This is a genomic window from Henriciella litoralis, from assembly GCF_002088935.1.
GTDB lineage: Bacteria > Pseudomonadota > Alphaproteobacteria > Caulobacterales > Hyphomonadaceae > Henriciella > Henriciella litoralis.
Map to the genome: position 1 here is coordinate 154,026 of NZ_NCSS01000006.1, position 12,779 is coordinate 166,804.

At 59.4% G+C, this 12,779-nt stretch carries 13 protein-coding genes; 8 read left to right on the top strand and 5 right to left on the bottom strand.

Annotation, left to right across the window (positions count from 1 at the left end; all coding sequences use genetic code 11):
* Positions 1-60 precede the first annotated feature (60 nt).
* Together B8783_RS04395 and B8783_RS04400 are read right to left on the bottom strand one after the other, a co-directional pair.
* The gene (locus tag B8783_RS04395) at positions 61-1,179 is read right to left on the bottom strand and encodes an LptF/LptG family permease (protein WP_084418571.1); all 1,119 of its coding nucleotides are present in this window, start codon (positions 1,177-1,179) and stop codon (positions 61-63) included.
* Complete coding sequence (locus B8783_RS04400; RefSeq protein WP_084418572.1) at positions 1,179-2,285, bottom strand: LptF/LptG family permease; 1,107 nt, start codon at positions 2,283-2,285, stop codon at positions 1,179-1,181. Before B8783_RS04400 ends, B8783_RS04395 begins: the two co-directional genes overlap by 1 nt.
* Before the next feature lie 94 nt (positions 2,286-2,379).
* Between B8783_RS04400 and B8783_RS04405 the strand changes: the two genes are divergently transcribed.
* On the top strand, positions 2,380-3,846 hold the full coding sequence (locus B8783_RS04405) for a leucyl aminopeptidase (RefSeq protein ID WP_084418573.1): 1,467 nt from the start codon (positions 2,380-2,382) through the stop codon (positions 3,844-3,846).
* 2 nt (positions 3,847-3,848) lie between these two features.
* The gene (locus B8783_RS04410; RefSeq protein ID WP_084418574.1) at positions 3,849-4,319 is read left to right on the top strand and encodes a DNA polymerase III subunit chi; all 471 of its coding nucleotides are present in this window, start codon (positions 3,849-3,851) and stop codon (positions 4,317-4,319) included.
* A gap of 1 nt (position 4,320) precedes the next feature.
* On the opposite strand, the gene B8783_RS04415 is transcribed toward B8783_RS04410, so the two are convergent.
* Positions 4,321-4,506 (bottom strand): hypothetical protein, encoded by a 186-nt coding sequence (locus tag B8783_RS04415; protein ID WP_084418575.1) that lies wholly within the window; start codon positions 4,504-4,506, stop codon positions 4,321-4,323.
* A 131-nt stretch (positions 4,507-4,637) separates the two neighbouring features.
* Between B8783_RS04415 and ndk the strand changes: the two genes are divergently transcribed.
* Both ndk and B8783_RS04425 read left to right on the top strand, forming a co-directional pair.
* Positions 4,638-5,060 (top strand): nucleoside-diphosphate kinase, encoded by a 423-nt coding sequence (gene ndk, locus B8783_RS04420; protein ID WP_084418576.1) that lies wholly within the window; start codon positions 4,638-4,640, stop codon positions 5,058-5,060.
* A 128-nt stretch (positions 5,061-5,188) separates the two neighbouring features.
* The gene (locus B8783_RS04425; RefSeq protein ID WP_084418577.1) at positions 5,189-5,629 is read left to right on the top strand and encodes a BLUF domain-containing protein; all 441 of its coding nucleotides are present in this window, start codon (positions 5,189-5,191) and stop codon (positions 5,627-5,629) included.
* Here the strand turns inward: B8783_RS04425 and purN are convergent.
* Together purN and purM are read right to left on the bottom strand one after the other, a co-directional pair.
* Positions 5,607-6,200, bottom strand: coding sequence for a phosphoribosylglycinamide formyltransferase (gene purN, locus B8783_RS04430; RefSeq protein WP_084418578.1), 594 nt, complete (start codon positions 6,198-6,200; stop codon positions 5,607-5,609). The two genes, B8783_RS04425 and purN, sit on opposite strands and share 23 nt — an antisense overlap.
* Entirely contained in the window at positions 6,197-7,222 is a 1,026-nt protein-coding gene (purM, locus tag B8783_RS04435) for a phosphoribosylformylglycinamidine cyclo-ligase (protein ID WP_084418579.1), read from the bottom strand. The genes purN and purM overlap by 4 nt, the downstream gene beginning before the upstream one ends.
* A gap of 111 nt (positions 7,223-7,333) precedes the next feature.
* Here purM and B8783_RS04440 point away from each other — a divergent pair, with 111 nt between their 5' ends.
* The 4 genes from B8783_RS04440 to B8783_RS04455 are packed head-to-tail and all read left to right on the top strand — an operon-like array spanning position 7,334 to position 12,769.
* Complete coding sequence (locus B8783_RS04440) at positions 7,334-8,347, top strand: hypothetical protein (protein ID WP_084418580.1); 1,014 nt, start codon at positions 7,334-7,336, stop codon at positions 8,345-8,347.
* Between the two features lie 11 nt (positions 8,348-8,358).
* Positions 8,359-9,081: an HdaA/DnaA family protein gene (locus B8783_RS04445; RefSeq protein ID WP_139792243.1), complete on the top strand. Its 723-nt coding sequence runs from the start codon at positions 8,359-8,361 to the stop codon at positions 9,079-9,081.
* On the top strand, positions 9,078-11,273 hold the full coding sequence (locus B8783_RS04450; protein WP_084418582.1) for an RNA degradosome polyphosphate kinase: 2,196 nt from the start codon (positions 9,078-9,080) through the stop codon (positions 11,271-11,273). Before B8783_RS04445 ends, B8783_RS04450 begins: the two co-directional genes overlap by 4 nt.
* Complete coding sequence (locus B8783_RS04455; protein ID WP_084418583.1) at positions 11,270-12,769, top strand: Ppx/GppA phosphatase family protein; 1,500 nt, start codon at positions 11,270-11,272, stop codon at positions 12,767-12,769. The genes B8783_RS04450 and B8783_RS04455 overlap by 4 nt, the downstream gene beginning before the upstream one ends.
* Positions 12,770-12,779 lie beyond the last annotated feature (10 nt).

The window sequence follows — 12,779 nt, forward strand, 5'->3', positions numbered from 1 at the left end:
ACCTCCAGAGAGCGCCGGAACTTGGTGGGGACGCTGTTGGCTGTCAACCCGGCGTCAGCGCTAGCCATCCTCGCGGTAAGCCAGAACGGCAAGACTTGCAAAGAGTGCGAACAGGGCAGGCGACCAGGCGGCGATAATCGGGGGCAGGGCCCCGGACGCGCCAAGGCTGGACGAGAACTGCATGATGAAAAACACACCGATGGCGGAGATCGTGCCGATTGCGACGAGCCGGCTCGTCCCTCCGAGACGCGATAGCCGCAAACAGACCAGTGCGCCGATCAGGCCCATGGCGGTGTAGAATACCGGCATGGCCGTCAGGCCGAAAAGCCGCACGGAGAAGCGCGAGGAGTCGAGGCCAGCACGGCTTGTCTGCGCAATAAAGCCGGGCAGCTTCCAGAAGCCGATCGTGTTGGGAGACGTGAACCGGTCAAGCAATCTGTCCGGGTCGAGATCGGTCGGAATGGCGAGATTGTCCATTCTCTGCGGCGGTTGGCCGGGGACGTTTTCGACGAGATTCTCGATCTGCCAGAAGCCATCCACGATGCGCGCACGTTCGGCATCGATGCGCCGTACAAACTCATATCGGTCGATCGGGCGGCCATCGGCAAAGACGCGGCCCTCCTCGAGCATTTTTACGCCTTCGAACACCTGGCCCGTGGCATCTACACTGTCGGCGCGGATCACAATTTGCGAATTGCCATCGCCCTGCCGGAGCCAGACATCGCTTTTGCTCGAATCAACGCGAACGCCGCCGGCAATCAGGAGGGTGTTACGTGATTGTTCAAACCTGCTGGCGAGGTCTGCGCCGACCGGATTTAGAACAAACATCGAGAACAGGCCAAGTGCCACTGACAACTGCATGAGCGGGGCCAGGAACTGCCAGACCGAAAGGCCGCTGGCGCGGATCACGGACAGCTCTGAGCGGGCATTGAGGCGGCTATACGCAATCATTGCGGCCACAAGGATCGAGAATGGCAATGTCTGCTCGACCAGGCTCGGTAGCTTCATAAAGGACAGCTGGACAGCCTCAAGCGGTGACAATTCAACGTCGCCGCCCACGGTCCGCAATTGCTCGACCACATCGACGAGAAGGATCGTCGCGGTGAAAATGGCCAGCACCAGAATGAGCCCGGTGACGCACTGCCAGAGGATGTAGCGCTGGATACGATTGAGGAACATTAGCGCCGCGCCCCCATGATCCGCTTCTGCTTACCGGTTCGCCAGTTGAAGAAGATAAGTGAGATAGCGAGAATCGCCCCCAGCGGTACAATCCATTGCGCCACGTTCACGGCCACGCTTCCTGCGCTCGCCGATTGCACAGCGAGTTGGACAATCACGAGCAGCATCGCGCCCACAGTGGCGTAGGTTATCCGCCGGGAATAGCCGCGCCGGTTAAAGTCGCCGCCAAGTACCGCCATTATGGCAATGAGGGCCATGGCAATCGAAACGAGCGGCGTCGTCAGGCGCGAATTTGCCTCGGCGATGAATTTTTCTTCGTCCTGCAATTCCTGGTAGTTGGTGCGGTCAATGTTGACGAGTTCGTGCAGGTATCTGTCTGACGCTTTCAGGACCACAGCTCCAGCATCAGTCAGAAATGGTGTGAGATCGAAAGTGGACTGATCGAAATTAAGGATGCTCAGCGCGCCATTGGCATCCGTCTGATGAATTTGGCCTTCCCACATCACGATGCTGGGGGCGCCATCAACTTCAACGAAACGGCCGCGTTGGGCGAGATAATCGCGGGCGTCCTCGCGATTGTCGGAAATGAGGACACCGATCAGGTCGCCGCCACGCGATTCGCGCGCAAACACGGTGAGGTCCTCTCCCGCCGACGTGAACTGCCCCGGCCGTACGAGCGAGGATGCAAGATCAGCGCGCGCATCTTTCACGGTTTCTCGCAAAAGGCGTTGCGCGGTTGGCTGGACCCAGAGATTGACGGCCAGATGGACAAGCGCGGCCAGGACGGCGAGGCGGATAATAGGCGAGGCGATCTGCCAGCGTGTCATCCCGGCAGCGCCAGCAACCACGATTTCATTGTCTCTATGCAGCTGGTTCAGTGACCAGATGGTCGCAACGAAGATGGCCAGAGGGGTCAGCAGGGCGATGACCTGCGGTGCGCCAAGCGCGACAACATAAAAGAAAGTCAGCGCAGATTGCCGATTCTCGACGATCAGGTCTGTTTGCGACAGGCCCTGCGCGAGAATCGCCAGAAGCGTAAGCCCGCCAACAATGATGACAACAGAGCGGAAGACTTGTTGAAAGAGATAGCGCTGAATGCGTTTCATTACACTCTGGTGCAGTTTATATGTGTTGGGCCTTGCCTAGCGAGTTGATTGGCGCGCGTCGATGCTTAGTTACTGCATCAAACGGAGATAATTCATGAAGATTACATTTGCCGAGCAGGCTGACACCGAAATCGTTGCCTATGTTGTGGACGAAAATGGGGCGCTGCCTGATGCTGCGACATCGCTGGATGAAGAAACGGGTGGGTTGCTGACTGAAGCGCTCTCCCAGGAACGCTTCACCGGCAAGCATGGCCAGCAAGCCTACATTGTGCTGCCGAAATCCTGCAAAGCTCGCCGCGCTGTCCTGATCGGTGGCGGTAAGCCAGCCGACCGCGATGGCCGCGCGCAGGAAAAGATTGGTGCGCTTCTGGTGAAGACGCAGGCCGGCAGCGGCTTCAAGTCGATGGCGATCCACATCGATGACGCAGAGTTCGCAGCGCGCGCCGCCCAGGGCGCAGAGCTCGCCTCTTACCGGTTCGATGATTATTTCACCAAGCTGAAAGACGATCAGAAGCCAAGCCTCGAATCGATCACGGTCGTTGGCTCCAATTCTGACGCTGCGTCCAAGGCCTATGAGCCTCTGGCCGCTGCCGCTGCAGGCACCGCGCTTGCGCGCACGCTGATGAATTTGCCGCCAAACGATCTCTATCCGCAGACCTATGCTGATCGCATCAAGGAACTCGAGAAGTACGGTCTCGAAGTTCAGGTGCTGGGCGAAGCCGAGATGGAGAAGCTCGGCATGGGCGCGCTCCTCGGTGTTGGCCAGGGCAGCGTCAAGGAATCGAAAATGGCCATTATGAAATGGTCGGGCGGCAAGGAAGGCGAGGCACCTGTCGCGCTTGTCGGCAAAGGCGTCTGTTTCGATACAGGCGGTATCTCCCTGAAGCCCGGACCTGGCATGGAAGACATGCGCGGCGATATGGGCGGCTCAGCTGCCGTTGTCGGCACGATGTTGTCACTCGCCAAGCGCAAGGCAAAAGCCAATGTGGTCGGTCTTGTTGGCCTCGTTGAGAACATGCCGGACGGCAATGCGATCCGCCCCGGGGATATCCTGAAATCAGCTTCTGGTCAGACGATCGAAGTCCAGAACACCGATGCCGAAGGCCGGCTCGTGCTCTGTGACGTGCTCTGGTATGCGCAGGAGTACTTCAAGCCGAAGGAAATCGTGGACCTTGCCACGCTGACCGGCGCGATCGTTATCTCGCTCGGCCACCATCATGCGGGTCTTTTCACCAATGATGACGGCATGGCTGAAACGCTGACCAAGGCGGGCCTGACCGAAGGTGAGCGCGTCTGGCGTCTGCCACTCGGCAGTGAGTATGACAGCCTGCTGAAGTCGAAATTTGCCGATATGCGCAACATTGGTGGCCGTGCCGCCGGTTCGATCACCGCGGCGCAATTCCTCAAGCGCTTCATTCGTGACGGCCAGAAGTGGACGCACCTCGATATTGCGGGCGTTGCCTGGGTTGAAGGCGAGAAATCACCCATCGACCCAAGCTGGGCCTCCGGCTTCGGGCCACGTCTGCTCGACCGCTGGATCGCGGACAATCACGAGAGCTGAGCGTGAGCGAGCCCGGCCAACCTGAATGGTGGTTCTACCACCTCAAGCGCACAACGCTTGAGCAGGCGGCCGGGCCACTTCTTGAAAAATGTCTGGAGCGGGGCTGGCGCGTGCTTGCGGTCAGCCCCGACATCCGCCGCCGGGGCGCACTCGATGCTGCGCTCTGGACCTATAATGATCAAAGCTTCCTGCCGCATGGCCAGGCCGAAGCGGCCGGTCTCGACGCGTCGAAGCAGCCCGTGTTGATCACTGAGGCCCCCGAAAATGTGAACAAGGCCGCGGTGGCGCTGCTTATGGATGGGGCGGATATGCCGATCCATGCTGAGTTTGAGCGGTGCATGGTGATGTTTGATGACGGTGATGCGCCCGTGCGGGGCAAAGCCCGCTCACTCTACAAGGCCGCCAGCGATGCCGGGCTGACGACCCGCTATTTTCAGCAGACCGAGCAGGGCGGCTGGAAAGAGGCCGGCTAGACTATTGCTTGGAGCCAGCTGGTTTCGACAGCAAAAGAATGGCGAGCGAGACAATCGTGATGATGCCCAGCGTGCCCATGATCTCAGCGCCATAGGCCGGGAGGGTGCCGGTCCATAACCAGATCGTCGCGTAAGCCGCTGATACGAGCAAGGCCAGCGTCACCATCAATTTGAGAATTCCGGTCATTCGTTTCCCCATCCTTCAGTTGTGGGCAGCTTAGCGCGACAGTGCCCGCGTGTCAGTAGCGGTTGCCCGTTTGAACCTGCGCCGCTATAGGCCGCGCCAAGAGTTTCACACGACTAACCAAGGAGCCAATCATGGCGACCCAACGTACTTTTTCTATCATCAAGCCAGACGCCACCGAGCGTAACCTCACCGGCGCCGTCAACGCTGTTATCGAGAAAGCTGGCCTGCGCATTATCGGCCAGCGCCGCATCAAGATGACCCGTGAGCAAGCCGAGCGCTTCTACGGCGTTCACAGCGAGCGTCCATTCTTTGGTGAACTCGTTGATTTCATGACGTCCGGCCCTGTCGTTGTTCAGGTTCTGGAAGGCGACAATGCCGTGAAAGCCTATCGCGACGTGATGGGCGCAACCAACCCAGCCGAAGCCGCAGACGGCACGATCCGCAAGCTCTACGCCAAGTCGATCGGCGAGAACTCGGTGCACGGTTCCGACAGCGAAGAGAACGCTGCGCTGGAAATCAGCCAGTTCTTCTCTGAGGCCGATATCGTCGGCTAGTCTGACACCTATCCAGACACGATAATTGAGGGCTCCTCCGCATTTGCCGGGGAGCCCTTTTTATTTGGTAGGAGAGCATTAACCGGGAGCGGGCAGATTGCGCCAAAATCTGCTGCGGGGACTGCACAATGAAACGCCTTATCTATATCAGCCGGCCACGTCACACGCTGACGCCTGACAGCGTTCAGGATATTCTGGCATCGGCGCGCAATGCCAATCGTGAAGCCCGGGTGACGGGCCTTCTTGTCCATGTAGAGGGCATGTTTCTGCAGGTCCTCGAAGGGCAGCCTGAAGCGCTGGCCGCCGCTTTCGCACGTGTGCGACGGGATTGGCGTCACGCTGACTGTCAGGTCCTGTTTCACGAAACGGTTCCACAGCGCCTCTTCGAAGGTTGGCCGCTGGCCTATCGTGCTGAAAGAGATCTGGAGCTGAAGCAGACCCGGCAAATCCGCGACATCCGCGAGATTGCGGCCATGCATGATAGCGAAGCAACGGCGTTTGAAGATCCGGCGCTGGACCTCGTCCTGCGGGCATTTCTGGACAGCTTTAGCGCGCTGGCCGTTCACTGATTATTCGGCAGGCCTTGGCCAGGGCGCGCGGGTAAAGCTCGTGCTCAGCCAATAAGACGCGATCCGCCAAAGTTTCAGGTGTGTCGCCGGCTTTGACGGGGACGCGGGCCTGCTCGATCACGCCGCCTTCATCCACGCCTTCTGTGACCCAGTGGACAGAACACCCGGCCTCTGCGTCTCCTGCCTCGATGGCGCGGGCGTGCGTCTTGAGGCCCGGATACTTCGGCAAAAGCGAGGGATGGATGTTGATCATCCGGCTCTGCCAGCGTCTGACGAACCAAGGCGTCAGCACCCGCATGAAACCTGCCAGCGCAATGATCTCGACGCCGTGCGCTTGCAAGGCGGTATCTACCGCATGCTCGAACGCTTCGCGCGTTTCGAAATTTGCATGCGGAACAGCCATGCCCTCCACGCCATGCGCTTTGGCCGTTTCCAGACCTTCGGCATCTATCCGATTGGACAGTACGATAACCGGCTTTGCCGGAAAGTCTGGCTCAGAAGACGCATCCAGCAAACGCTGCATGTTCGAGCCGCGTCCGGAGATCAGGATACCAAGCCGCAGCCGGGTCATGCCGAAACAACATCACCAATGATGACGGGGGCCTCTCCAAGCGCTTCAAGATCGGCGATCACCATGTCTGCCTGGTCTGGAGCGACCGCGAAGACGAGGCCGATTCCCATATTGAAGGTGCGGTGCATCTCGTCTTCGGCGACATGTCCTTCAGACTGCAGCCATCTGAACACTTCTGGGATATCCCAGCTTGCCCGGTTGAACCTCGCCGCGGTGCCTTCAGGCAGCATGCGCGGCACATTCTCGGTCAGGCCGCCGCCCGTAATGTGGGCAAGACCTTTGATCCGGCCTTTGCGGATGAGGGGCAGGGCGGCTTTCGAATAGAGCCGGGTTGGTGTCAGAAGCCCTTCGCCAAGCGTGCCTTCACCGAAGGGCGAAGGTGAATGCCACTTCAACTGGCTGCGCCCGACAATTCGCCTGATAAGCGAGTAGCCGTTGGAATGCGGCCCGGATGAGGAAATACCGATAAGAACGTCGCCTGCGGCGATATCATCCAGTCGCGGCAGAATCTGCTCGCGCTCGACCGCGCCAACAACAAAGCCTGCCAGATCATAATGTCCGGAAGGGTACATGCCGGGCATTTCGGCCGTCTCACCACCAACCAGCGCGCAGCCGGCTTGTTTGCAGCCCTCTGCGATGCCTGAAACCACGGCTTCTGCGATCCCGCCTTCGAGTTTGCCGCAGGCAAAATAGTCGAGGAAGAAGAGCGGCTCTGCGCCTTGGGCGAGGACGTCATTGGCGCACATGGCGACAAGATCGATCCCGACCGTATTGTGAATGCCCGTCTCAAAGGCCAGCATCAGCTTGGTGCCGACGCCATCGGTGCCTGAAACAAGGACCGGATCTTTCCAGCCTTCCTTCTTCAGGTCGAATAGGGCGCCGAAGCCGCCAAGCCCGCCCATAACACCGGCGCGGCGGGTCGCTTTCGCCATCGGAGAAATTGCATCAACAAGTCGCTCGCCTGCGTCAATATCGACACCGGCATCCTTGTAGGAAAGTGGAGTTTTGTCTTTGGACGTCATGGGTCAAGCGCGTTAGCATGTGGATCGATGTTCTGCTAGCCAGTCGAGCGGTTTGCACCCCTGCGACGGCCTGCTAGGACGATAGAAACCGGGATTCAGAAAGGCGATCAAATGATTCGACATATCCTGCTGACATTGGGTGTCCTCGTCATGTCGAGCGGTATCGCCTCGGCGCAGCTGCGAGAAATCTACACAATTCAGGAGATTGAGGTTGAGGAAAGCGCCTCCAGCGTGATTCAGGCCCAGCAGCAGGCCTTCACCTCTGCGCGCATCAAAGGCGCGTACGAATTGTTTGAGCGCCTCACTTTGCCACAGGACCTTTCCGGTAAGATTTCGCCCGGCTCGATCAGTGCGGCGACGGCTAACCGTCTCGCGGCGGCTGTCGATGTCGAAGAAGAAGAGCGCGGTGGCGGCCGTTATGTCGGCAAGCTCGCCATCGTGTACAACCCGGCCACGGTTCGTGCCTATCTGGAAGAGCGGAGCATTCCCTACATTGATCGCACTGCGCCGAAATCCGTCGTCTTCCCGGTGACGAGCCAAGGCGGCGCATATGCGTGGAATTCGGCCTGGCCTGACAAATCCTTTGGGCGGCTCGCGCCATTCGTGACATCGCGCGGTACGCGCGTGACCGCTTCCTCTGGTTGGGCTGACATGGGCGGCGACGTCAATGCGGCGGGCGCCCGGCGTGGCATCAAGGCCGAGTTGCTTGGTGATGCTGGCAACTACCGTGTCCGTCTCAGCAGCACGACGGCCGCAGGCGAGACCGGTCTCGGCACAACGGGCTCGGCCGCGACCATGGAAGAGGCCGCTGATCTGGCTGCGACCTTGCTGGACAGGGTGTGGAAAGAACAATCAATCGTTCGCTCTGGAGAGCGCACGGAGGCGAGCTCGACCGTTCTGTTTACGTCACTGGTCGAGTGGAACTCGCTGCGAAATGCGCTCGCGCGCTCGCCGATTGTCTTCAATTTCTCGATTGATGGCCTGTCCAAGCGCGGCGCCGTCGTTCATTTCGCCTATGCTGGTGATGAGCAACGCCTGATCAGCAATCTTCGTGAGCGGGGGGTAACACTCGAAACCGATGATATGGGGTGGGTCATGACCTCCGCTATCACATCGGTGCGCTGATAGAGATACCATTGACGCGAGACGACCCGGCCCCCCGAAAAAGCCGCCAGCTGAAGTTCGAATTCCCGGAATCCGGCCACACGCTGGATACGTTGGCGGTCACCGATTCCAACCGGACAGCGATTGCTGTCCTGAAGCGCTGGCCTGACTGGCGCACAGCTCACTTCTGTCTGGTCGGCGCGCCGCAGTCGGGATTGTCGACGGCCGCGCAAGCCTGGTGCGATCTATCGGGTAGCGCATTGCTCAGCGCCAAGGCATTCGACAAGCTATCGCACAAGAAGATCGATGCGCTGGCCAATGGCCCGGTCGCGATTGAGCTGGCCGAGAATGTGTCGAATGAGAGCAATTTGCTGTCTCTGCTGAACCTTTCGGTTCGCTCAGGCGGCACAGTCTTGCTGACATCGCATGTTTCACCGGCGCGCTGGCGCGTCAGCCAGCCCGATCTCCTGTCGCGCCTCAAGGCAATGACACTGATTGAACTCGGCCCGCCGGATGATGAGATGCTCTCAATCCGTCTTCAGGCTGCCATGAAACGTCGCTATCTGAAATTGCCAGGTGATGTGGAGACCTATCTGCTGGCGAGAATTCAGAGAAATTATGCCGTCATTGAGAGTTTTGTGCAAAACCTCCACGAAATGAGCGATGGCCGGGAAGTCACGGTGCCCCTGGCGCGGGAAGTCCTTGATGATATGGATGGAACCCGGTCGCTCTTCGATGAGAGTGATGAAGTATGAGTACCACCAAGGACACGTCCGACATGCCGACCGTAAAAGACGGCGCGGCGCTTATGAAGCGCCCCGAACGGTTCCTCAATCGGGAGCTTTCCTGGCTGAAGTTCAATGAGCGGGTGCTGGAAGAAGCTCACAATGTCACCCATCCCTTACTTGAGCGGCTTCGCTTCCTGTCGATTTCGGCAAATAATCTCGATGAGTTTTTCATGGTCCGCTATGCGGGTCTGCGAGAGCAGCTTCGCGCCGGGGTTACCCGCCGCAGCCAGGAAGGCATGACGCCGGCACAGCAAGTCGAGGCGATCGAGAAACAGTCCGCCAAGCTGATGGAAGCTCAACAGGCCTGCTGGCGAGAGCTTCGCAGCGCGATGGCCGATGAGAAAATGGAAGTCGCGCGCCTGTCAGACCTGTCGAAGGCCGACATGACCTGGCTTGCGGAACACTTCGAGAGCCATATTTTCCCGATCCTGACGCCGCAGGCGGTCGATCCGGCCTATCCGTTTCCTTTCATTCCAAATCTCGGCTTCGCGGTCGCCTTTCAGCTGGTCCCAGAGCACATTGGCGAAGCGATGGTCGGCCTGGTGCCGATGCCGGCGTTCTCGCCGCGCTTCATTCGCCTTCCGACCCGCCGCAACTCTGTCATCCGGTTTGTCCGGCTTGAGAGCGTCATCGCGACCTTTATGGACATGCTCTTCCCTGGCTACAGCTCCATCGGCCACTGCGTCTTCCGCATTGTTCGCGACAGCGACATCGAGATCGAGGAAGAAGCCGAAGATCTTATCCACGAATTCGAAATCCTGCTGAAACAGCGCCGCCGCGGCCGCATCGTCCGGATCCATATCGACGGGGATGCGCCTGAAGAGCTGAAGGGGTTCATCACGCGCGAAATCGGATCAGAGCCACGGGACATCGTTATCATCAACGGCCTGCTTGGGATGAAGAACCTTTCCGAGCTCATCATCGATGACCGGATGGACCTTCAGTTCAAGCCTTACGAGCCTCGTTATCCGGAACGCATCCGCGAAATGGGTGGCGATTGCTTCGCCGCTGTGCGCGCCAAGGACTTCGTGGTGCATCACCCGTACGAGTCGTTCGACGTTGTGGTGCAGTTCGTCCGTCAGGCGGCGATCGACCCTGATGTGGTCGCCATCAAGCAGACCCTCTACCGCACAACGCTGACCTCTCCCATTGTCGCTGCGCTGATGGAAGCGGCCGAGATGGGCAAGAACGTTACAGCCCTTGTTGAGATCAAAGCGCGTTTTGACGAGGAAACGAACCTTCGCCTTGCGCGAGACCTGGAGCGTGCCGGCGTGCAAGTCGTCTACGGCTTCATTGATTACAAGACGCATGCGAAAGTTTCGCTCGTCGTTCGGCGCGAAAAGGGCAAACTGCAGACCTATACCCACTTCGGGACGGGCAATTATCACCCGTTCACCGCGCGCATTTACACAGACCTCTCGCTGTTCACCGCCGACCCAGCGCTCGGGCGCGATGCGAACAAGCTGTTCAACTATATCACCGCCTATCGAGAGCCGCCTGAGAAGGCGCCAGACTTCGAGAAGATCTCCATGTCCCCGCGCACGCTGGAGAGCAAACTGATCGAATTGATCGACAATGAAGCCAGCAACGCCAAGGCAGGTAAGCCGAGCGGCGTCTGGGCGAAGATGAATTCGCTTGTCGATCCGGACGTCATCGACGCGCTTTATCGGGCCAGCCAGGCCGGCGTGCCGATCGTGCTGGTGGTGAGAGGCATATGCGGTCTGCGCCCCGGCGTGCCGGGCCTCTCTGACAATATTCAGGTCAAAAGCCTGATCGGAAGGTTCCTCGAACATTCCCGCATTGTCTGCTTTGCCAATGGCGAGAATTTGCCGTCGGCCCGGGCGAAGGTCTTCATCTCGTCTGCAGACTGGATGCAGCGGAATTTGAAGCGGCGCGTTGAAGCCCTTGTGCCCATAGAAAACCCCACCGTTCACCGTCAGGTCCTCAACCAGATCATGACTGCCAATCTCAATGATGACGAGCAGAGCTGGGAGATGGATGGCGATGGCAATTTCTTCCGCCTGCGTCCTCCAGAGCGCGGCGAAGGGTTCAGCGCGCACCGCTATTTCATGGAAAATCCGAGCCTCTCAGGCCGGGGCAATGCGCTGGTGGTCTCCATTCCGCCGCGGCTCGCACCCAAGAAGCGGAGCAGTAAATGACGCCAGCGCTCCGGCCGGAAAAATCTGCTGTTGTCGACATCGGGTCAAACTCCGTCCGTTTGGTGATTTATGAAGTCACCCGCGCTGCCGCCTTGCCATACTTCAACGAAAAAGTGCTGGCCGGCTTGGGCCGCGGCCTACCTGAAACCGGGCATCTTTCGCCGTCTGGCGTAGAGCAGGCCATTGCCGCTCTCAGACGCTATCGGGCCATCCTTACGGGGCTTGGCGTGACGCAGGTCATCGCAGTCGCCACGGCGGCCGTCCGTGATGCCAGCGACGGCGCCGAGTTTGCGCGGCGGGCAGCCGCTGAACTTGGCGCGAAGCTGCATATTCTGTCCGGCTCGGATGAGGGTCGGCTATCGGCGCTTGGTGTGCGGGTCGGGTTCGATCATCCAGATGGCATTGTCGGAGACCTTGGCGGCTCCAGCCTCGAATTCCATCGGATCACGCCCGCCGGTCAGGACGGCATGGGCGAGACCCACAAGCTTGGCCCATTTGCCATGTCGCACATGGAAAACGCCAAACCGTCCGAGCGCCGCAAGGCCATTCGCAAGGTGCTCAAGCAATCAGAGCTTCTGACCTCAGGGGCGCGCCGCCTCTATGCCGTGGGCGGCTCATGGCGCGCGCTTGCGAGCGTGCATATGGAGATCAAATCCTATCCGCTTGCCATCCTGCACGGCTATCGCATGAACGGACAGGCGATCCGCACCGTCACGCGCGAGGTCCTCGCGACGCAACGTGACAAGGAGTTGGCGAGCCGCATCTCATCGCTGGTGGGGCGTCGCTTCGATACCATCATCCACGCCGCGCTCGTCCTCGATGAAGCGTTTGATATTGGCGCGTTCAAGGAAGTCGTCATTTCAGCCAATGGCCTGCGTGAGGGCGTCCTGTTCGATCATGGCGAACGACTGTTGTTCGAATCGGTCCGCGAGCCGCATGGTGACGCCCTGATTGATGGAACCATTGCTTTCCTTCGACTGGACGAGTCGCAACTTGAGTTTGGCCATGCGCTCTATGAGTTCATCAAGCCCGTGCTACCGAAAACCCATTCGCGCCAGCGCGTTTTCCGCGCGGCCTGCATGATGGCCGATTGCGGCGGCCGGTTTCACCCCGATCACCGTGCCGACATGGCCTATTATCTCATTCTGCGTGCGCCGGTACGCAGCGTCTCTCATGAAGACCGTGTGCTGCTCGCCCATACTATTGGCGCGCGCTACACGCACAAATTCCAGAGGCCGGGGGAGTTCGCCCGTCTAGGCCGCGATTCCGACGATCAGCTGGCGCGCGTGATGGGCGCAGCCATGCGGCTTGGTGCGGTTTATTCAGGCCGCACCGCGCCGCTGTTAAAACAGGTTCAGCTGAAAGTGTCGAAGTCCCGACTGTCGCTGGAAGTGCGCGAAGGATGTGAGGACATGGTGTCAGCGACCGTCCGCAAACGGCTCGATCAGCTGGCAACCTTCATGGATCTTGATGCCCACGTGCCGCTGAACGACTAAGTGTGCCGCA

Excerpts from the sequence above, each read along its gene's own strand:
- B8783_RS04400 (WP_084418572.1), bottom strand. The coding sequence starts at position 2,285 with ATGAAACGCATTCAGCGCTATCTCTTTCAACAAGTCTTCCGCTCTGTT.
- B8783_RS04405 (WP_084418573.1), top strand. The coding sequence starts at position 2,380 with ATGAAGATTACATTTGCCGAGCAGGCTGACACCGAAATCGTTGCCTAT.
- purN (WP_084418578.1), bottom strand. The coding sequence starts at position 6,200 with ATGACCCGGCTGCGGCTTGGTATCCTGATCTCCGGACGCGGCTCGAAC.
- ndk (WP_084418576.1), top strand. The coding sequence starts at position 4,638 with ATGGCGACCCAACGTACTTTTTCTATCATCAAGCCAGACGCCACCGAG.
- B8783_RS04440 (WP_084418580.1), top strand. The coding sequence starts at position 7,334 with ATGATTCGACATATCCTGCTGACATTGGGTGTCCTCGTCATGTCGAGC.
- B8783_RS04415 (WP_084418575.1), bottom strand. The coding sequence starts at position 4,506 with ATGACCGGAATTCTCAAATTGATGGTGACGCTGGCCTTGCTCGTATCA.
- purM (WP_084418579.1), bottom strand. The coding sequence starts at position 7,222 with ATGACGTCCAAAGACAAAACTCCACTTTCCTACAAGGATGCCGGTGTC.
- B8783_RS04450 (WP_084418582.1), top strand. The coding sequence starts at position 9,078 with ATGAGTACCACCAAGGACACGTCCGACATGCCGACCGTAAAAGACGGC.
- B8783_RS04425 (WP_084418577.1), top strand. The coding sequence starts at position 5,189 with ATGAAACGCCTTATCTATATCAGCCGGCCACGTCACACGCTGACGCCT.
- B8783_RS04455 (WP_084418583.1), top strand. The coding sequence starts at position 11,270 with ATGACGCCAGCGCTCCGGCCGGAAAAATCTGCTGTTGTCGACATCGGG.
- B8783_RS04395 (WP_084418571.1), bottom strand. The coding sequence starts at position 1,179 with ATGTTCCTCAATCGTATCCAGCGCTACATCCTCTGGCAGTGCGTCACC.